21 protein-coding genes and 2 pseudogenes are annotated in these 21,306 nt (G+C 29.4%); all 23 read left to right on the plus strand.

Translation table 11 applies throughout. From position 1 onward, the window contains the following. Positions 1-176 precede the first annotated feature (176 nt). Positions 177-389, plus strand: coding sequence for a hypothetical protein (locus tag BTO06_RS12220; protein ID WP_100925574.1), 213 nt, complete (start codon positions 177-179; stop codon positions 387-389). 226 nt (positions 390-615) lie between these two features. Then, positions 616-1,317: a hypothetical protein gene (locus BTO06_RS12225; RefSeq protein ID WP_100925575.1), complete on the plus strand. Its 702-nt coding sequence runs from the start codon at positions 616-618 to the stop codon at positions 1,315-1,317. A 58-nt stretch (positions 1,318-1,375) separates the two neighbouring features. Beyond that, entirely contained in the window at positions 1,376-1,876 is a 501-nt protein-coding gene (locus BTO06_RS12230) for a DoxX family membrane protein (RefSeq protein WP_100925576.1), read from the plus strand. A gap of 233 nt (positions 1,877-2,109) precedes the next feature. Further along, entirely contained in the window at positions 2,110-3,411 is a 1,302-nt protein-coding gene (locus BTO06_RS12235) for a glycosyl hydrolase family 18 protein (protein WP_100925577.1), read from the plus strand. Between the two features lie 90 nt (positions 3,412-3,501). After that, positions 3,502-3,579: pseudogene (locus BTO06_RS18870) on the plus strand (hypothetical protein); the annotation flags it as partial. Positions 3,580-3,677: 98 nt separating this feature from the next. Beyond that, a pseudogene (locus BTO06_RS18875) lies at positions 3,678-3,842 on the plus strand (DUF1572 family protein); the annotation flags it as partial. Positions 3,843-4,109: 267 nt separating this feature from the next. Beyond that, positions 4,110-4,340: a hypothetical protein gene (locus BTO06_RS12245; RefSeq protein WP_100925578.1), complete on the plus strand. Its 231-nt coding sequence runs from the start codon at positions 4,110-4,112 to the stop codon at positions 4,338-4,340. Between the two features lie 198 nt (positions 4,341-4,538). After that, complete coding sequence (locus tag BTO06_RS12250) at positions 4,539-5,045, plus strand: hypothetical protein (protein ID WP_100925579.1); 507 nt, start codon at positions 4,539-4,541, stop codon at positions 5,043-5,045. A gap of 131 nt (positions 5,046-5,176) precedes the next feature. Then, entirely contained in the window at positions 5,177-5,845 is a 669-nt protein-coding gene (locus BTO06_RS12255) for a hypothetical protein (protein WP_100925580.1), read from the plus strand. Between the two features lie 751 nt (positions 5,846-6,596). Continuing rightward, the gene (locus tag BTO06_RS12260; RefSeq protein ID WP_100925581.1) at positions 6,597-7,133 is read left to right on the plus strand and encodes a hypothetical protein; all 537 of its coding nucleotides are present in this window, start codon (positions 6,597-6,599) and stop codon (positions 7,131-7,133) included. Between the two features lie 318 nt (positions 7,134-7,451). Continuing rightward, positions 7,452-7,907 (plus strand): leucine-rich repeat domain-containing protein, encoded by a 456-nt coding sequence (locus tag BTO06_RS12265; protein ID WP_157811834.1) that lies wholly within the window; start codon positions 7,452-7,454, stop codon positions 7,905-7,907. A 146-nt stretch (positions 7,908-8,053) separates the two neighbouring features. Next, positions 8,054-8,734, plus strand: coding sequence for a hypothetical protein (locus tag BTO06_RS12270; protein WP_100925583.1), 681 nt, complete (start codon positions 8,054-8,056; stop codon positions 8,732-8,734). Positions 8,735-9,483: 749 nt separating this feature from the next. Then, a complete protein-coding gene (locus tag BTO06_RS12280; protein ID WP_100925585.1) occupies positions 9,484-10,071 on the plus strand; it encodes a hypothetical protein in 588 nt (195 codons plus the stop codon). A gap of 161 nt (positions 10,072-10,232) precedes the next feature. Further along, complete coding sequence (locus BTO06_RS12285; RefSeq protein WP_157811835.1) at positions 10,233-10,682, plus strand: hypothetical protein; 450 nt, start codon at positions 10,233-10,235, stop codon at positions 10,680-10,682. 772 nt (positions 10,683-11,454) lie between these two features. Further along, a complete protein-coding gene (locus BTO06_RS12290) occupies positions 11,455-12,036 on the plus strand; it encodes a PepSY domain-containing protein (protein WP_100925587.1) in 582 nt (193 codons plus the stop codon). A 72-nt stretch (positions 12,037-12,108) separates the two neighbouring features. Beyond that, positions 12,109-12,963 carry a hypothetical protein gene (locus BTO06_RS12295; RefSeq protein ID WP_100925588.1) on the plus strand — a complete coding sequence of 285 codons (855 nt, stop codon included), beginning with the start codon at positions 12,109-12,111 and terminating at the stop codon, positions 12,961-12,963. Positions 12,964-13,790: 827 nt separating this feature from the next. Beyond that, positions 13,791-14,456 (plus strand): helix-turn-helix domain-containing protein, encoded by a 666-nt coding sequence (locus tag BTO06_RS12300; protein WP_100925589.1) that lies wholly within the window; start codon positions 13,791-13,793, stop codon positions 14,454-14,456. A 144-nt stretch (positions 14,457-14,600) separates the two neighbouring features. Next, entirely contained in the window at positions 14,601-15,728 is a 1,128-nt protein-coding gene (locus BTO06_RS12305; RefSeq protein ID WP_198517079.1) for a leucine-rich repeat domain-containing protein, read from the plus strand. Positions 15,729-16,059: 331 nt separating this feature from the next. Then, positions 16,060-16,203, plus strand: a complete 144-nt coding sequence (locus BTO06_RS18525; RefSeq protein ID WP_157811692.1) for a hypothetical protein — start codon at positions 16,060-16,062, stop codon at positions 16,201-16,203. 163 nt (positions 16,204-16,366) lie between these two features. Beyond that, positions 16,367-16,780, plus strand: coding sequence for a hypothetical protein (locus BTO06_RS12310; protein WP_157811837.1), 414 nt, complete (start codon positions 16,367-16,369; stop codon positions 16,778-16,780). 163 nt (positions 16,781-16,943) lie between these two features. Beyond that, the gene (locus BTO06_RS12315) at positions 16,944-17,960 is read left to right on the plus strand and encodes a DUF4240 domain-containing protein (RefSeq protein WP_100925592.1); all 1,017 of its coding nucleotides are present in this window, start codon (positions 16,944-16,946) and stop codon (positions 17,958-17,960) included. Between the two features lie 1,422 nt (positions 17,961-19,382). Beyond that, the gene (locus BTO06_RS12325; protein ID WP_157811838.1) at positions 19,383-19,709 is read left to right on the plus strand and encodes a hypothetical protein; all 327 of its coding nucleotides are present in this window, start codon (positions 19,383-19,385) and stop codon (positions 19,707-19,709) included. A gap of 116 nt (positions 19,710-19,825) precedes the next feature. Continuing rightward, complete coding sequence (locus BTO06_RS12330) at positions 19,826-21,268, plus strand: hypothetical protein (RefSeq protein WP_100925595.1); 1,443 nt, start codon at positions 19,826-19,828, stop codon at positions 21,266-21,268. The last annotated feature ends 38 nt before the right edge of the window (positions 21,269-21,306 follow it).

The raw sequence follows: 21,306 nt of genomic DNA on the forward strand, positions 1-21,306 counted from the left end.
GTTACTACTTAATCATGGTTTATTTGGTTTCCTTTTTACTGGAAAAGCCTACTAACAACAATAGCTATAATTAATATGGATTTCAGTGTTATATCCAAAGAATAACAAGGGAATCAATTCAAGAGATTTGTAAAAACCTTCAAAACAATTGGTCAATAAGTCTAAGAGGAGACATAATGTTTTATCTCAATTCTAAAGGCTATAAAACAAGAATGATTCAAGGAGTAGATATTTATATTTATCAGGGTGAGATTCCAAATAATTCAATTGTAAGGTTTCAATATTTAAATGAGAAAGGACATTTTGCCTTAAAAGTTAATAATCTATTTTATGATCCGAGAGTCGTTGAAGTCCTTAAATACAAGGATGATCATGTTGTAACACATTAGTTACAGTTACATCAGTAAAAAAATCTAAACCATCTATATAATACTTTAATCAGTATCTCAAACTGTGCAAAAGTTTTTGGAGATAAATATATTTTCAATATTTTTGAGAATACCCCGAAAAATAGAAACACTAAAAAAAATGCTATAATTCACGTTATTTTGAAAATTACATTGATGAACAAGTGCGTTAGTAATAATATGACGAATTGAGCTTAATACAGAAAAAATGAAGTTAGTAGATAAAATAAAGAGTTTTCCAGAATGGTTGTTGATAACCCTTTCTATTTTATTAATTCTAATACTTGTAGTTATTAGTTTTAAAACTAACCTCAAAAAATTTGAAGAGCTGAGTAAAACGTATCTGACTTTTTTAGATAAAGAATATAAAGAAAATATTCAGCTCACAAAAACTGCCTCAAGCAACTTTTTAAAAGATGATCAGGTAAACATTTTATTAAAAAAAATTTCAATAATAGAAGTCAACAAATCGCTTCACATAGACTTAATACAAAAGCTTTCTAAGAACAAATATGCTTTATTTACAATGTTTCCGTTCATGTCAGCAATTACAGCAATATTAGTATTTCTTATCATACAACAGGGTTGGAGTTCTTGTAACAATTATTTAAAGGCATATTTCATCTTGTTTACCACATTAACAAGTTTAATAGGCATTTACCCTGAAGTTTACAAACAAACTGATGGAATTTCGAAACACACCAAAAGCTTTTTAGATTATAAGAATCTTCAAAAAACAATATTCAATTATTCAATAACTGCTCCCATTATAGAAAAGGATAGTATTACTTTTGATAGATTTCTTGATAATATTAACACCCAAGAACGTAAGTTGATTACCCTAATATTTGATATTGAGAAAAAGTCTTTGGATAAAGAAATATTTAATTCTGTAAATGGAAATAAATAAGCACAATACTGTGTAAAAGTGAATAAAACGTATTTTACATTAAACCTTAGGCATTAATTTGAGAAAAGCTAAATTGAAAAAAGAGAAAATATTGGACTTTGGAATACTGGCTTTACGTTGGTATTTGGTTTTTTATATGATTAATTATGGATGGAGTAAACTTACCTTAAGTCAATTTGGAGTTCATGATACATCAATTTTAGAACAGCCAATTGAAGATATTGATAGTTTTTATTTGGCTTGGCATTTATTTGAAAGAAGCATTTTTTTCAATATTGCGACTGGTATTCTGGAAATTATAGGCGGAATATTACTGATTTTTAATAGAACTTTGCTAATAGGAACTTTATTAGTCTTATCAATTTTAAGTCAAATTTTGATAATCGATATTTCTTTTACAACAGGAGTACATGGGTACGCTCTTCCTGTCCGAATAAGTGGAATGATTTTAGCTGATTTATTAATTCTATACTATTATAAGGATAAAATAATAATTGCTTGGAAGAATTTGACAAATGGCATTTCGACAAAATTCAAATTAAATGGTGGATATTTTTAATTCTGCCAATTGTTGGATTTTTAATGGACTTTATCATCGTCATTCTGACTTTACCAATACAAATGTTTTTTAATTGGATTGGAAACTAAAAACTAATGGCAACTATTTATAACCGCAATTATAGCGTAGGTCTTGTAATTGAATTTAATTTCCTAAAAAAAATAGCAAGCGAAAAAAAATATAACTTTAAAAACGTAACTGACAATTATACGAGATAGTCAGGTAATATTTAGATGAGAAAATTAATAATCGTTCTTACTTCATTAAATCTTATATCAGCGTGTCTCAATGACAGCAAAAATGCAAATGTAATTATATCATCGGTCAAAAAAGAATTTATAAGTCAACGCCATTTGCATGAAAAAATATATGGCGATTTTAATTTTAAGAATGAGCGGGAATGGGATAGTCTGAATAATATTTCTCATGAACATGTATCCTATAAAAAAGGAAAAATTAATCCGGATATACGCACATTTGGCTGGCATATTTATTCCAACGGTTCTTCATGGAAAAATTACAATTTTCCCATGTTATGGGGATTATCCTACTTTTCATACACAATCCAACCACAAACAGGTAATTATAAAAGCATACATCAGTGGAAAACAACTGCTTTGATTGATAGTGCAAAAGCGAATGATTGCAAAGTATTTCTTTCAGTTTCTAATTTCGGAAGGGATAATAATTCTATTTTTCTAGAAAATCCGAAGGCTCAGAGAACACTAATTGATAGCTTGTCAAGTTTGCTTGCTTTGAGAGCTGCTGATGGTATAAATATTGATTTTGAAGGAGTACCAAAAAAAAATAAAAAGGATTTCACGAAATTTATTTTTGAAGTTTCAAAAAAGCTCAAACAAGTTAATCCAAAATATATGGTTTCTCTTTGCCTCTACGCAAAGGATTGGAATAATATTTTCGACATTAAAGCTATTGATTCGCAGGTAGATTTTTACACTTTGATGGGATATGACTACTACGGAAGCTTCAGTAAAACGACTGGTCCTGTGACACCTTTTAAAAAAAGTGAGAGATTTGGAAATGGTCTTGTGGAATCCGTTAATGCTTATAAAAATAAAGGAGTTCATCTCAACAAATTAATTGTTGGCTTACCCTATTATGGAGCTGAATGGTACACAAGAAGTCCTGAAATAGGAGCTATTGTAACAAGATTCAAAACTCATCCACCTTATAAGTCAATAAGGAAGTATTATATTGATTCTTTAAGTATTCCATTACAATTTGACCCCAAAAGCTCTTCAAGTTATATCATTATTAAAGATAGTGTAAACAACTATCGACAATTATTTTTTGAAGACGTAAAATCCCTATCAATTAAATACGATTGGATAAAAAACAACAAAATTGCTGGGGTTGGAATTTGGGCACTAGGGTATGATAATGGTTATTCTACACTATGGAATTTGTTAACTGAAAAATTTTCACAAGAACAAGATACAACTTTGTATAACAATAAAGAAACACCATTAAAACGTAGCTTGGCCGAACCGCAGGCCAGTTTGAGTAAAAACTAGCGCTGAATGAAAAATGAATATCTAAATAGTGTTAAAAAGTAGTTTGAACATTATAAACCTGTTGGAGAAAAAACTTTTGATCAACTTGATGAGAAAAGTCTATTTTGGCAATTTAACAGTGAATCGAACTCAATTGTAATAATCGTAATCAATTTTGGGGAAATATGAAATCACGGTAGACTAATTTTTTAAATTCTGACGGAGGAAAAGGATGGCGAAATAGGGCTTTATAATTTGAATCGGTTATAAAAACCAAAGCCGAATTAATTGAAAAATATAATAACAGCTGGAATTGCTTATTCAATGCACTGTATTCGATAAATAAAGATAACTTTAAAGCAAAAGTATATATACGAAATCAAGAACATTCAATTATAGATACGATAAATCGACAATTAGCGTACTATCCTTATCATATTTTACAAATCCTTTATATTGGAAAAATGATAAAAGAAGACCAATGTAAAAGCTTGAGTATTCAGAAAGGTAAATCGAATGAATTTAACAAAGAGAAATTTTCAAAAGGGAAAAACAAAGGACACTTCTCTAATGATTTAAAATAATACAAAACGTGCTACAACAATAGCTATAAATAATATGGATTTCAGTTTTATATCCAAAGAATAACAGGAGAATCAATCCAAGAGATTTGTAAAAACCTTCAAAACAATTGGTCATTAAGTCTAAGAGGAGACATAATGTTTTATCTGAATTCTAAAGGCTATAAAACAAGATTGGTTCAAGGAGTGGATATTACTCTTGATGAAATTCCTAATGATTCAGTAGTAAGGTTTCAATACCCTAATGAAAAAGGTCCTTTCGTATTAAAAAGAAACAATAAGTTTTATGATCCTAATATAGGAGAAGTTTTAAAATACAAATATGATCATGTTGTTACACATTGGTTACAGTTTCATAATCAACATTAATCTCAACTATCCTGTTAATACTTCAATCAGTATCTCAAACTGAGGAAAAGTTTTATGTGGGTATAAGTATATTTTCCATACTTTTGAAGAAATACACTACTAAATAAAAACAAGAAAAAACACAAAAGTTCCTGTTATCCGGAATATTTAATCGATAAACAGGAATTTTTATACTGATATAACGAGTTGGCATTAATAATGGAAACATCGACAATTTTATACATAATCCTTGGAATTTTAGTTCTTGTCCTTCTATTACAAAAAAAGCGGATTGACAAAATTGCGGAATATGACTCGTACGCTGACGAGAAAAATGATTGGTCAATACTGACTTCGATTTCGGAATCAAAAATAATGAGTAAATATGCTGGCGAATTAAGATTTGGACCTGCTTTTGTTCACATCAAAACGGAACCAAAGAATGCGTTCGGAAAGGAGTTTTACGGAGACTGGTTTTTTAGAACAGAAAACGGAGTTTATCTGCAAAAATGGAATTCAAATCCTATTAAAAGCGGAGTTCATACTAAAGCGAATAATGACTTGATTTATTATGACCGATTGAAAAATAAAACGAAAGTCTTGGAAACTGGAATAAAGTCATTTCATTGGACTATGGAAAAAGATGAAAACAATGGACTGACTTTAATATCTGACAATGGAAAAACAACAAACCGGATAAAAATTACTAATGCCAACAATGTATAACCGCAATTACGGCGGATTCGACTACGTCCAAATACACTTGGAATTGCTAAATACAGTGCTTAACCGAAAATTAATTTAACTTTAACCCGCAACTGACGGTTATACGAGACCGTTGGCAATAATAGTGAATAATGAATTGGAAATGGAAAAAAGAAAGTATTCTAAATACCTATGATAAGAATACTGATTGTAAAGAGATTTTTAAAGCAACTTGCGATGAAATTGGTGAATATTTTTCAAAAAAAGGCTGGAAATATGCTAAATCAAAACCAAAAATCACTTTTAAAAATAAATCAATAAAATTTGAGATTTCTTTTTGGTCAAGTAGATCAAATACCCCAGGAGAGTATGTGAATTTGGAAATTATTCCAACTTTCGTTTCTCTAGAATTAATTAAGAAATTAAAAAACGAAGGAGTTTCTTCTAAAGGATTCATGGGATTCCCAAACTTTTACAGACTATCTGAAAAAGTACCAAAAGGTAAAGAACAAATTATTAAAGTTTTCGGAGAACCAATAAACAGAGACTCAAGATACAATGAAAATGAAGGGATAATGATTTACAGTAATAATATAAATATTTATAATATTTCAGAAATTGATTTCCTGAAAATAATTGATTTTATTGAAACTCAAATAACTTCTTGGATTGAATGGTCTGATGACTACCAAAAACTGATTAAATTTTACAACTACTCTCTTTCCTATAACAAAAAGCAGATGATTGAGAAAAATTTTTTACATTATATGATTATGAAATTTCCGGATAAACAGATTGAAATTTTGAAAACTATACAATAATTACAATTGCCAACAAGGCGTATAATTAATTGCGGCTGAATTTCCTCGGCGGAAATTCAATCTTATTAATTATCTTTCCGAAAAAACGGAAAAAGACTCGTATCCTTTTCCCGCAACTAATCATACACAAACCGTTAACTATCATTGTCGATAATTATGTGAAGTTCTCTTTTTGATAAATCAAAGTAAGTTGCAAAATTGTACTTTTCAACAATAATTCCAGCTTCGTCCTTTTTTTAGAGAACTAAACGTTTGATGGTTTGGATTATTTGCCAATCTCATTGTTTCTTGATTGTCGGTTCTTATTTTGTGTTTGCAACGTCTCTGGCTCGTTCAGATAACTTAGCTTACTTTTTACTTTTGAGTAGAACCTCATCGTATTTTTAGCCAATTATCGCTGAACGTTCTGATCCGTTCTTTTTCTAAAAAAAGGCTTATTACAAATCTTAAAATACGCAAACTAAATGCAAGTAAGGCTTGTGACTATTTATCTTTCATTGGCTGTCAATTGTTCTTGTTTATAAACCTTTAGACTTGCATTCTGTCTCGTTTGCTTTCAGTGTAAAATTTTCTAAACGCTCTGAATTTTGGCTAGTGTTCTCCAACATTAGTTAACAGCGTGTATAAAAAATTGCTTCTTTCTCTATAAATCAAAAATTATATTTACTTTTAAACCATGAAAAACGAATGAAAAATTGCTACTAAAATCATCGCAACTTTTCATACACAATTACGTTGTACAACATTTAAAATGACCATCGCAAAAAAAATAATATTCGGAATTTTAATCTTAATCGGACTTTTTATTGGCTGGATTATTATTGGACTTTTTGCAGAAGATTATAAAGAAAAAAAATTTTATAATATTGAAATTCCAAAAAATCTGACTTTTGAAAAACCAATTGAATTTCTAACTAATCAACAATTGGATTCTCTGAAAAAAATCACTGTGAACCAGGAAAAAATTATTGTTATTGGAGATGGATATAGTGGTTACGATTTTTATATGTACCATAAACCAAAAGAAAAAGGAGAAATTTACATAAAAGCGTTTGAATTGACTCAAAACATACAATTATCGGAATGGAAATTAAGCAATCGGACAAATAACAAAATATCGGAATTAAGTAATAATTATAAACTGTACGAGGGAAATACTGTGATTGACGAAGGAACTTTTGAACATTACTATCCTGCTCGATTTGAATTATGGTTTAAATCCGAAAGTTCTGGAACTGAAAAAAAACTGTGTGAAAAAAATTACGTGATTGATGGTTGGGACAGATAAAAAACGTTGTACAACAATGTATAACCGCAATTACGGCGGATTCGACTACGTCCGAATCCACTCGGAATTGCAAGCGTCAGTGCTTAACCGAAAAGCAGTAACTTTAAACCCGTATCTGACGGTTATACAATACCGTTATGTGCAAATTATGAAAATGAAAACCTCAAAAAATTAATGTTCTTTAGCAAAACGATAAGTGACAATTACGACTTTGAAAAGGTCTTAAAAAAAGCAAAGTATTATAGAAAATTATCTTTCTATCAATCTTTTGAATTTAGCTTAAACAAATATGATAGTGAAATTCTAAAATTTGAAAATTTGAAAATTTTAAAAATTCAATTTTCAGATAATATATCTTCTAAGTTACCTGAAAATATTGGAAATTTACAGCATTTAAAAAAATTACATATTCTTAACACTTATTTCAAAGAGTTTCCTAAATGGATTTTTAAACTTAAAAAACTGGAAAACTTAATGTTAAGAGGAAATGAAATTGATACAATTCCACCTGAAATTAAACTCTTGAAACATTTGAAACATTTCAGGTTTGAAAATACTAATCTGAATAATACACCTATTGAAATAAGGGAATTAAAAAAACTTGAAACTCTATCATTTGCTGACAACTTTAAACTAAAAAATTTCAATGAAAGTATAATAAATGGAAACCTTAAAATGTTAGCTTTGACACCAAGTAGTATAGAAAGAAAAGTTATCGATAAATTAAAAAAGGAATATCCTAATTTAAAAATTGGAAAAAGATATTTTAAATAAAACATCTGCACATAACAAAATGTATAGTTAATTGCTTGCGGATTTAATCCTTCGGACTAAATCTCGCAAAACCAAAAGTTCACCACTTTTAATTAACTTTACAGCTAAAAAACGCAAATAACAATACACAAAACGTTGCCATTAATATGAAAAAAATACCGTTAATATTGATAATTCTTACTTTTTTTGGTTGTAATCAAAAAGAGAAAAACCTGAATTTAGCAAAAACGGAAACCAAAACTGAACTGACCGAGAAAAGTGAAACAATTTTTTGGCTTGATACAATTTCAAATGACAAATTCTTGAAAATTTATTCAACACCCGAAAATGATTGGCAAAATCTGACAGCTGAATTTGGAAACGAAAACAAAAAACATAAGATTGACTTAAAAACGGAGGAATATCAAATGCTCGGAATTCCGTTCACAAATCAAATTGAGTGGATTACAGAAAAAAGTTTTGCTTTGATAAACGGTTGCGGAACGAATTGCAGATATGTATTGATTTTTAATACGGAATCGGAAAAACCAATCGTAATGCCAATTGAATATTATCCCGAAATAAAATACGCAGATTACAAGACAGACAATCCGAATTTATATATTGCAGTTGAGCAAAACAATGATAATTCGTTAAGTCTAATAATTATCGAAACTGATAGCCAAAAAACAGAAAAAGTGAATTTGCCAAAAGATTGGAATCGTGGAATTGGTCAAATCTATGGTATTGTTGACAAAATTGAAATCAAGAATTCCAAAATTAACATTGTGCAATACCAAGAAAACGGAATAAAAAAGGAACTGAATAAAATATTAACTCTGAAATAAATACTACTGGCAACAATGGCTATAAGTAATTGCTTGTTCTCGTCTACTTTGGAAATTCCTGCGGAATTTCCAACTCCGTGTGTACTTGCAAAGTTGAGTGCTAACCCACGCAACTACTCATAGCCGAACCGTTAACTATCATTGTCGAGAATTATGTGAAGTTCTCCTTTTGATAAATCAAAGTCAGTTTCAAAATTGTACTTTTCAACAATAATTCCAGCTTCGTCCTTTTTTTAGAGAACTAAACGTTTTATGGTTTGGATCATTTGCCAATCTCATTATTTCTTGATTGTTGGTTCTTGTTTTGTGTTTGAAAAGTCTCTGGCTCGTTCCGATAACTTAGCTTACTTTTTACTTTTGAGTAGAACCTTATCGTCTTTTTAGCCAATTCTCGCTGAACGTTCTGATCCGTTCTTTTTCTAAAAAAAGGCTTTTTACAAATCTTAAAATACGCAAACTAAATGCAAGTAAGGCTTGTAACTATTTATCTTTTATTGGCTGACAATTGTGCTTGTTTGTAAACCTTTAGAGTTGCATTCTGTCTCGTTTGCTTTCAGTATAAAATTTTCAAAACGCTTTGAATTTTGGCTAGTGTTCTCCAACATTAGTTAACAGCGTGTATAAAAAATTGCTGCATTCTCTATAAATCAAAAATTATATTTACTTTTAAATCATGAAAAACGAATGAAAAATTGCTGCTAAAAATCATCGCAACTTTTCATACACAATTACGTTACCTGCAAGCTGAAATGACGAAAAGTTTAAGAATAATATTTCTGATTTTGATATTAAGTTCCTGTAAAACGGAAACAGGAAAAAAATCGGTTGAATCAAAACCCGACATTAAAATAGAAATTGAACAGGAGCAGAAAACGGAATTGACCAATTTTACGATAATGGAAATTGACTCGCTTTTTGACAATGGAATTCTGACTAAAAAATTCTATCCTAATATGTCAGTTTGTGGAGGTGGACTTTACGGATTCTATTACAATGACGAATTGAAATTAATAGACTCTAAATATGGTGCTGAATTAGGCTTTTCGAGCAAAAAAATATATTGGAATGGTAATAAAATTTTAAGAATTAAATATAGAGAATATTTCCCAGAGGATGGAAAATACTTGAAAAAATATCCTCTTGAGAAATATGAATATGACCCAAGTAAAATGACATATTCTGATACTATTTACGAAACTACTTTTATGAATAAATATGAATTTAACAAAATAGCTGATAGCAAAGTAGTTTCAACCATAATAGATTCTTCTCTGATGAAAAGACTGACCGATTGTGGAAAACGAATGAAAACAGAATTAGAGTCTGTAAATGAATAAAAGCCAGCAGGTAACAATGTATAACCGCAATTACGGCGGATTCGACTACGTCCGAATCCACTCGGAATTGCTAAAGCCTGTGCTAAACCGAAAAGTCTGCGTATATTAACCCGTAACTGACGGTTATACGAGACCGTTACCATACATTTAAAAATTGCAATTTGAGATTAATCATTTACATATCAATTTTGACCCTTTTATTGGCTAAGTGTTCAAATCCAAAACGAGATTTAATTATTGTGGAAAATGATTATGAAATTGATTTGAGCGAATTAGATTCTGTTCGTGAAAATCTGAGAGGGTTTTGGATTCTTGAAGATAAGGTAGACTCTAATGAAATAATATGGTTGGAATTTATTGGTAATAGTAATTCTACAAGTTGGGAAACCATTCTATATAACAAGGAACATGAAAAAACTAAAACGCTTCACTACTTCACTTCCGCTCCTTTTATAGAACTAACAAAATTTGAGGGGAAAACTATAATGGAATTTATAAGTTTATCTGGAAATAATACTGTAGAAATTGAAAAATTGACAAAAACAAAGTTGAAAATACATGGAGAAACTTACCTTAAACACAAAGGTTATGATTTTCTAAAAAAACAATAAATTTAAAATTCATAACGTATGGTAACAAAATGTATAATTAATTGCGGCTGAATTTCCTCGGCGGAAATTCAATCTTATTAATTATCTTTCCGCTACAACGGAAAACGACTCGCGTCCTTTTCCCGCAAAAAATCATACACAAATACGTTAACTATCATTGTCGAGAATTATATGAAGTTCTCCTTTTGATAAATCAAAGTCAGTTTCAAAATTGTACTTTTCAACAATAATTCCAGCTTTGCCCTTTTTTTAGAGAACTAAACGTTTTATGGTTTGGCTCATTTGCTAATCTCCTTATTTATTGATTGTCGGTTCTTGTTTTGTGTTTGCAAAGTCTCTGGCTCGTTCCGATAACTAAGCTTACTTTTTACTTTTGAGTAGAACCTCATCGTATTTTTAGCCAATTATCGCTGAACGTTCTGATCCGTTCTTTTTCTAAAAAAAGGCTTCATACAAATCTTAAAATACGCAAACTAAATGCAAGTAAGGCTTTTGACTATTTATCTTTTATTGGCTGACAATTGTGCTTGTTTGTAAACCTTTAGTTTTGCATTCTGTCTCGTTTGCTTTCAGTATAAAATTTTCTAAAGGCTTTGAATTTTGGCTAGTGTTCTCCAACATTAGTTAACAGCGTGTATAAAAAATTGCTTCTTTCTCTATAAATCAAAAATTATATTTACTTTTAAATCATGAAAAACGAATGAAAAATTGCTACTAAAATCATCGCAACTTTTCATACACAATTACGTTGGCAACAATATAACCCAAATCAATGGAAGTACTTTTTCACTTCATATTTCAGTTAATTAAAATAGGAATTCTCGCATCAGTTTATTCGTTTATTTTAATTGGAATTCTATTAATTGTTGGAAAATTTAAACCGAATGATTATCTGAAAAGGGTAAAATCGGAAAAGAAAAAATATTGGTTTTCTTTTGGTTTCTTAATCTCAATCGGGCTTTTCATTTTTTCTTTTACTTATTGGGGAAATCACGGACTTGGAGATGGACCAATGATTCCAATTGGACATTGGGAAACGATTGAAAACACGAATTGGAATGAATACGGATACCTAAAAGGACAAAAGACCAGCGATGGATATGACATTGAAACCACACGATTCAAAGTTGTAAATGATAAGTTGTGTGGTAATTTAGAAAGTTGGTTCTATCAATTTCAGAACTCATATTTTGTGTTAAACTTGAAAACGGACAAAATAGTTGAATTCAAAACCGAATCTGAATTTAATGAGTATGCAGAGAATAATAAACTACCAAAATCAAATGAACTTTTGAGTTTTGAAGAGAATTATAGAAACCGTTGGGGTGGAATAAGATTTTTTCTTCTGCCATAAAATAAAAATACTGTTGCCAACAACACCTAAACTGCATTAAAACGCAGCTTAGCCAAAACGTTGCCCATAATTATGAATAGAATTCTACTATTAATATTATTTATAACTTCTTTTATTAGTTTTTCACAAGACTTAGTTGACAAACTTAATGGTTTCAGACTAAATCAATTCAGAGATGTTCCTTTGTCTGAATTAAAAGAACCACTGCAGAAAAAAACTTTTGATGACGGTTTTGAATTTGAATTATATCTTATAAAACCGGACTCTAGTGCATACATGATTTTTGAATATCCTAATTGGGATAAAAACATTATTTGGTCAATTCAATTATATGGAGATGATGAAAATATTGATCCTAATTTTAAAGGTTTAAAAATGGGAATGACAAAGGAGAGTGTTATAAAAAACATTGGACAACCTTCTAAAGTTACAAATGTTGGGGAATACGGAGAAATGTTAGAGTACGATAATTCAAATTATTCATTTGAAATTAATAAACAAAATAGATTGTCAAGCATTAAAATAAAAGAATTATACTCAAACTTCTTCCCTAAACCAAAAGCTGAAAAAATACCGAGTTTTAGTTCTTTATTAAAAAAACTAAAAGGAGACAACCAAGAGATTTCTGAAATTCTATCACCAGGACTTGAGATCTATAAAAATAATGAAACACTTTTTTTTAAACACTCTTGGAAAAACGAAATCGAAAATGATTTATCTGGAATCTACTCTCTCATCAGGGAATCCATACTTGAACTTGAAAAAGTTGATACTAAAAACTTAAATGAGTATGAAGAAAATATGAGATTTTCTCGAAATCAAGACATAAAACATGTTTTGAAATTCAAAAAGCACAAACAAATTCAAGAAATTGTAATGAAATGGGAATTCGGAAAATATTTGATATGGGAAATAAAACTAAAATAACTATGGGCAACAAGGCGTATAATTAATTGCGGCTGAATTTCCTCGGCGGAAATTCAATCTTATTAATTATCTTTCCGCAAAATCGGAAAATGACTCGTGTCCTTTTCCCGCAAAAAATCATACACAAATACGTTAACTATCATTGTCGAGAATTATGTGAAGTTCTCCTTTTGATAAATCAAAGTCAGTTTCAAAATTGTACTTTTCAACAATAATTTCAGCTTCTTCCTTTTTTTAGAGAACTAAACGTTTGATGGTTTGGCTCATTTGCCAATCTCCTAATTTCTTGATTGTCGGTTCTTGTTTTGTGTTTGAAAAATCTCTGGCTCGTTCCAATAACTTAGCTTACTTTTTACTTTTAAGTAGAACCTCATCGTATTTTTAGCCAATTCTCGCTGAACGTTCTGATCCGTTCTTTTTCTAAAAAAAGGCTATTTACAACAATCAAATTACGCAAACTAAATGCAAGTAAGGCTTTTGACTATTTATCTTTTATTGACTGACAATTGTTCTTGTTTATAAACATCTAGATTTGCATTCTGTCTCGTTTGCTTTCAGTGTAAAATTTTCTAAACGCTTTGAATTTTGGCTAGTGTTCTCCAACATTAGTTAACAGCGTGTATAAAAAATTGCTTCTTTCTCTATAAATCAAAAATTATATTTACTTTTAAATCATGTAAACGAATGAAAAATTGCTACTAAAAATCATCGCAACTTTTCATACACAATTACGTTGTAACCAATTGACGCAAAGATGACGTTAACTTGACGTAATCAGTGAATATGTTTCCGATATACATTTGCTGAAACATCAAATATTACGAATAATGGAAACAAAAAATTTAGGACAAAAATTAAAAGAATTAAGAGCAATCAGAGGAATGTCTCAAGAATATTTGGCAGAAGAGTCAAAAGTAAGTTTAAGAACAATCCAAAGAATTGAGAATAATGAATCCGAACCTACTGGAGAAACAGTTAAAAGAATAGCCAATGCTTTAGATGTGCAATTAACAGAACTGACTGGTTCTGATTTAGTCGCTGAAACAAACGATTTAAAAGCAACTATAATATTTCTAAAAAAACAGCTTTCGAAAACCAACGAAAAATCAGAAATCAAGACGTTTGAAAAATTCATAGCTATTTTACAGAGCCTAAAAGAAAAGGATTTGAGTCCTGAACAAATTGATGGAATTGAAAGCTACATTCAATTTCTGGAACTTGAAAAAATACCTTCATTTAGCAACGAAATGTTTAAACAGAAACTGACTAAATTTAAAAAGTACCTCAAAAACAAATTACATTTCGTTCCAAATAATTATTACACAACTTGGACAGCTAGTTTTGGACTTTCGTTTGCTGCTGGTTTTGCTGTTCAAAATAATTTAGATAATAGCATTAAGATTGGAGTAGTTTCAGTTGCTTTAGTAATAATTGGAATTGGAATAATAATGGATATTAGAATGAAAAGACAGGAACGTACATTTAGTTTCTAAAACAACTGGTTACAACAATGGCTATAAGTAATTGCTTATTCTCACCTACTTCTGAAAATCCGCAAGGATTTTCAGTTTGGTGTGTACTTGCAAAGTTAACTGCTATCCCACGCAACTACTCATAGCCAAACCGTTACCACACATTTGAAAAAAACGACATTGAATAAGACAAACTACATACTAATTCTTCTTTTGACTTTTACTAATCTATCAATTGGACAAAGTTTAGAAAGCATTTTTAAAAAGGAATATTCCGATTTCAAGAATAATCCAAACCTTGAAAAGCTTGAGGATAGCTTAAATATAAAGTTAAATTCATTAGATAAAGTGCTTAAATATGGAGAGTATAGTTCGCAGAAAAACTTAACCTTTTTTGAGTCGAGAATTCGTGAATTGTCAAAGAAACATTTTTCTGATGGAACAGGTTTAATTCTAACTTGGGGAACGAATGGTAATTGTGGTAGATATGGGGAATGGTTTGATGGATTGACATCAAAGTATGGATTTAAATATGGAAGTGTAAACTGTTCTTGTATTGTAGGCAATATCCCAGAATTAGTTGATAGCTATAATAAGTATTCAACAGAATTTTTAAATCAAAAAAACGGTAAGTCTTGGGAGAAAAAATTAGAAAGTGAAATACTAAATAAAAAAAGGAAAGTTGAGTTTGATTTTACCACACAGGAAATTGAAGAATTAACAGAACTACATCTCGAAGTCAGAGAATTGGTTGAATATCCAAAACAGATAAAGCAATTTTATAATCTCGAGATTTTGTATTTCAATATTAATAGTTTGTCAAAAATCGATGAATCCATTTGTCAACTAAAAAAGCTAAAGACTTTAGGATTGCATAGCAACAATTTCAAGAAGTTTCCAAAGGAAATTACTTGCCTAAAAAATCTGGAATATTTGGGAATAGATTTGAATAAACTTAAAAATATCCCTTCAGAAATAGGTCAATTAAAAAATTTGAAAAAGTTAGTAATCTCACAGAATCAGATAAAAGTACTTCCAATTGAATTTAATCAATTAGAAAGTTTAGAATGGTTTGATATTAGAGCAAATGAACTGTCTGATTTGCCAATAGGTTTTGAAAATTTGAAAAACCTTAAAACCCTAATTTTATGGGAAAATAAGTTTGAGACTATTCCAAGTTCAGTTTATAAGATGAAAGGCTTGGAAACAATTTTTATAAAATGGGGAAATAATATTTCAGAACAAGATATTTCTGAATTACAAAAAGCATTACCTAACACGAAAATCAAATAAAAACGTGTGGTAACAACGTATATAAAAAATAGCGGCTTAATCGCTTAATCGAAGGAAAATGAATAAATTAAAGGTCGGTTATAAGTCGAAAAGTTAGAGCGTAAAATCTGCTACTTTTCATATACAAGACCGTTGTATGTAATAAGTCCAACTTTTGGCTTTTAAATACACTTTTTGATTGTGATGAAGGATAGGTAAAACAGGATTAAAATTAACTAAACGTAAGAATGCAGTTTAGTCAAGCTTATCGATTGACATCGTATGAGAGTTACACTTTCAAATACGCATGCTAGCGTAAAAAGCTTGCCGAAATTAGAAGATTTTTTTGACAATGTCAAGTTTTAAAACGATAATTTTATTTAAATCAATGTTTTACAGCAAAGCAGAAAATCATTTTTCAGATAACAAACCATATCAGTCTGTGGTTGATATAATTCATAATCTTGAAAAAACAAGTGGATTTAAAGTAATCTGAATGTAGCGCCTGGACTGACTACGTAAATATAAAAACAGAAACTATAAGATTTTAGCTATATTTACTACAAACAACAACGTGTAAATTGCATTAAAACGCAACTTACACGAAACGTTAGCAAACATTACTCACTCGAAATCTGAAAGAACAAAAATTTTATTATTTGAAAAAAATACTTCTAATATTTATTTTTAGTTTTCTAACTAACATTTTGGTTTCGCAAGAAATCCAATCTGAATATGTGTATAAGAAAGAAAAGAAAAAACAGAAACCTAAAAGCAGAATTAAATGGAATTATGTCGATTCTGACAGTTTAGTACTTTATAAAGACGGTACTTTTCATAGAACAAAATTCTATCATTATCACGAAATATTATACTCTGAATTAAAAGGAGAATGGAAAATTGAAAAAGATACCCTCATTCTGAATATAAAACTGGAGAAAGAAAGTAAATCCGATAAGAAATGGAATGAAATTAATTCGACCATAACTTACCGAATAAAAAAGCGAAAAATAAAACCAATAAACGGAATTGAATTCTACGCAATACAGAATTTGAAACTTGTGAAAAAATAAAAAACGATTTGCTAACACCGTATATAATTTATTGCTGGCTTCACGTCTACTTACGAAACTCCTCGTGGACTTTCTCGGTCGGTATTTATTTACTAATTAAGTTGCTTAAAACACGCAACATACCATATACAAAAACGTTGGGTGCAATTAAAACAGAACGAAATTGAGTTACGGAAAATTTTTAGACGAATCTGGAGACTTGAATGAATGGAGAAAGAAAAACAATCTTCCTGTCCAACATTACGAGAAAACTTTTGTGGACTTAAGGGATATTTGGATAAAAGACAAAAGATATTCTGAACTGATTGCATTCATACACGAGAATTGGGACTCTGGTCAATGGGACGAGTTTTTTGAACCACTTGAAAAGCATTTAATCGAAAACAAACTGGAAAAGGAATTTATCAAGTTTTGGAAAGGAATATTAAGACATCGTTTTTCGAGTTTGTGGGATTGGAACAAAGAGTTTGGAAGAAAGACCGAATATTGGGATGGAAGTAAAAAAACTTTTGAATGTCAAAAACTAACCTTAGAAGGTTTATACAGATTCAAACAAGGACTTGTCGAACTTGGGGTTGAACAAGAAATTGAGAAAACTAACGAATTAATAAAAACAGTTGACAGGTTAGAAAAGCCTAAACCAAAAAAGACGACCGATAAAAGAAAGATTGACAAAAATATATTTTGGGAGTTAGTCAAAATTAATCGTGAAAAGTCAGAAGATAAGTTTGATTTTATAGAAAATTTATCAAATCAATTAGAGGAGTTTAAACCAACTGAAATAAAACGATTTGAAAGGACTTTTTTAAGCAAATACAACGAACTAAATCGTTGGGAAATTTGGGCTTTGGCTTATATAGTAAGACGTGGTTGTGGAGATGATGCTTTTGACTACTTCAAAGCTTGGGTTATCTCAAAAGGACAAGAAACATTTGAGGATGTTAAAAACTTAAACGTCTCGAAATTGAAAAAACACTTTGACGAAGACCCACAACTTGAAGAAATGTTCTCACTTGCCGAAAACGTTTATGAAAATAAAACTGGTGAATTAATGTCGCCTGTAAGAGTTAAAAAACAAAAACTGACTGGAAAACAATGGAAAGAAGAAAATTTGGAGAAAGACTTTCCAGAAATTTGGAAAATATTTGAACATAAAATAACTGCACCCAACAACACCTAAACTGCATTAAAACGCAGCTTAGCCAAAACGTTGGTAAACATTCAAATATGAAAAAGTATATAATTACACTTAAATTGACTCTTTTATTATTTATCTCTTGTAACCAGAAGAAAACTGAAAAGACTGAGAATATAAAATCTGTAAAAGAGGCTCTTAAAATTGATAACAAAATAATAGAAAATAAAAAAGATTCAAATTCACAAAAAAACAAAAGACTAACCAAATACAGAATACTATTCCAGAACAATATTTTGAGAATGACAGTCTATTAGACCTTTTTGAGACTGATTTAGATAAGCTTCCTTTAAATCTAAAGTTTGAATTATTAGCTAAACCTAAAACCAATAACTTCGACGAAACTGTTATTGATACAATTAAAAAATACACTTTTGATAAAACTATTATTTACTCATATAAAGCAACAAACTGGGAGTCCATTTATTTCGCCAAAATTGAGAATTCTGTATTTAAATTTTTAGACTCTTTATCTGTCGGAACTAAAAAGCAGAGTTTTGAAAACTTACTAAAAACTGAATTGAATACTGATTTGGTTAAAATCGGGAATTTGGAACAAACTTCTGTTTTTTCGTTCACTTTTGAAAATGAAAGATTAAAAACAATTGAATATGATGGTTACGTGGACTAAAAATACGTTTACCAACAAAGCGTATAATTAATTGCGGCTGAATTTCCTCACCGGAAATTCAATCTTATTAATTATCTTTCCGAAACATCGGAAAATGACTCGCGTCCTTTCCCGCAAAAAATCATACACAAATACGTTAACTATCATTGTCGAGAATTATGTGAAGTTCTCCTTTTGATAAATCAAAGTCAGTTGTAAAATTGTACTTTTTAAAGGTAATTCTAGCCTTGTCCTTTTTTTAGAGAACTAAACGTTTTATGGTTTGGCTCATTTGCCAATCTCCTAATTTCTTGATTGTCGGTTCTCGTTTTGTGTTTGAAAAGTCTCTGGATCGTTCCGATAACTTGGCTCACTTTTTACTTTTGAGTAGAACCTCATCGTCTTTTTAGCCAATTCTCGCTGAACGTTCTGATCCGTTCTTTTTCTAAAAAAAGGCTTTATATAAAACTTAAAATACGCAAACTAAATGCAAGTAAGGCTTGTAACTATTTATCTTTTATTGGCTGACAATTGTTCTTGTTTGAAAACCTATAGATTTGCATTCTGTCTCGTTTGCTTTCAGTGTAAAATTTTCTAAACGCTTTGAATTTTGGCTAGTGTTCTCCAACATTAGTTAACAGCGTGTATAAAAAATTGCTTCATTCTCTATAAATCAAAAATTATATTTACTTTTAAATCATGAAAATGAATGAAAAATTGCTACCAAAATAATCGCAACTTTTCATACACAATTACGTTGGCATTAATTAAATCAAATGTAAAATCTTAAAAGAGAATTGAATACATTAAGTGGAAAACAAATAGCAAAATGGACGATTATCGTGACCTCTATTTTTTTAATCTTATCCGTATACTTCATGGGCGGTGGACATGGAACCTATTTCTTTGGAAAGTTATTCTATCCAATTCCTATGATGATAGCTGGAGTAAAAGGTAGAATTACAGATTTAGCCATGTGGCTAGCTATATTTCAAATTCCATTCTATGGATTTATACTGCATTTGGTGAGACATGAAAAAAGGAAAATGATTGGTCTTGGAATATTGCTAATTCATATTGTTTTATTTTTTATTTCAATGAACATAGCTAATGGATTTAACTAAAAAAGTATAAAACTAATGCCAACAAAACCTAAACTGCATTAAAACGCAGCTTAGCAAAACCGTTGTAAACAATTACGTACGAAACTCAAATTTACTTATTAAGAACTATTGAAAATATGAAATCTGAAAAACAAAAGTCTATATTAATTTTAATATTAATTATAATTGGAATTAACCAAACTATATCCTCTCAAGATTTAATCAAGAGTATTCCAATCGAAGGTAAAAATTTAACAAACCTTTCAGGTGCAATTAACGATTCAATTTCATTTCACATAATAATAAATAAAATTTCCAATGAATATAATTCAAAAATTTTCTTTTTGAATAAGAACAATGAAATAAATGGTTTAGAAATATATAATGAAGTAAATAAACCTAATTACTTGACTTTTCATGTTAATGATAGTACATTAACAATTGTTAGGGAAACCACCAACAAAAAAATTATCGTACAAGATATAAACTATATAAATAGAAAAACAACTCTTTCTGAAATTCCATTTGAGGCGAAACAAATTTACTCTCATAAGAATATTACATTTATTATAGGTAAAAAAATAAATGTTTCATATCCTTTTGCGTTTATAAAAAAAGCATCAAATACTGTGGCCAAAATTATTACTCCAAAGACTAAACTTGAAAAATCATTTTTTAGTTCTTCAAGAAAAAAATCTGAATTTGTGAATGATAAACAATTTCTTGCTAATGGGCCTATTTTAGATTATAAAGGCTTTTACAATGGTGAAGAATTAATATTTACTAATGAAGATAAAAAAAAGGGGGTTACAAATATTCTAACTATTAAACCTTCGGGTAAAATTAACAATCAAAATATTCGGGTTAGAAATAAAAATAAATTAAAAAGATTAAGTTCTTTTGTTAAAGACTCTTTACTTTTTACATTTAAAATGTACAAGGAAGAGTCTTTTTTTGATATTTATAGACTAAACTCATTAGAAAAACTTAAATCTTTTCGTTATACAAAATCTGAGTTTGGTAAACACAATAAAATTGTAATGAGAGGAAAAGACATTACGAAATCTTTCAAACCAAAAAAAATATATAACGATTTTACACCACAAGCAATTGGTTCAATGTACTTTCCAGCTCTTAATATTTCTGTGAATAAAACTATAGATAATGAGTACTTAATAAGAATAGGGCATTTGGATAAAAATTCTTATAACAATAAAACTACAAATAACTTTTGGTGGAATAACCATGCTTATGTTTTAAATTACAATCTAAATTCTGGTGCATTTTCGGTTAATGGTACAACTGCTCAAATGATGATTTTTAAAGCACTAGCAGATGGGAAAAATACAGGAAACTATTTTGAGCTAAATTTAAATTCGTCTTTAGAAAAAATTGACAGTAATAATGCCTATAAATATTACGATATTGATGAAAATATTTATAACAATAGATTGAAAAATATTATGAATCTAGACAGGCATTTTTATATTATTCAAAAAGAATACATAAGGTTAATCAATTATGACAAAAGCCTTAAAACTTATAACATTTATAATTTAACAAAATTGAAAAACAATTAGAAATATTTAACTGTTTACAACAAAGCGTATAATTAATT

This window comes from Tenacibaculum sp. SZ-18, assembly GCF_002813915.1.
Lineage (GTDB): Bacteria > Bacteroidota > Bacteroidia > Flavobacteriales > Flavobacteriaceae > Polaribacter.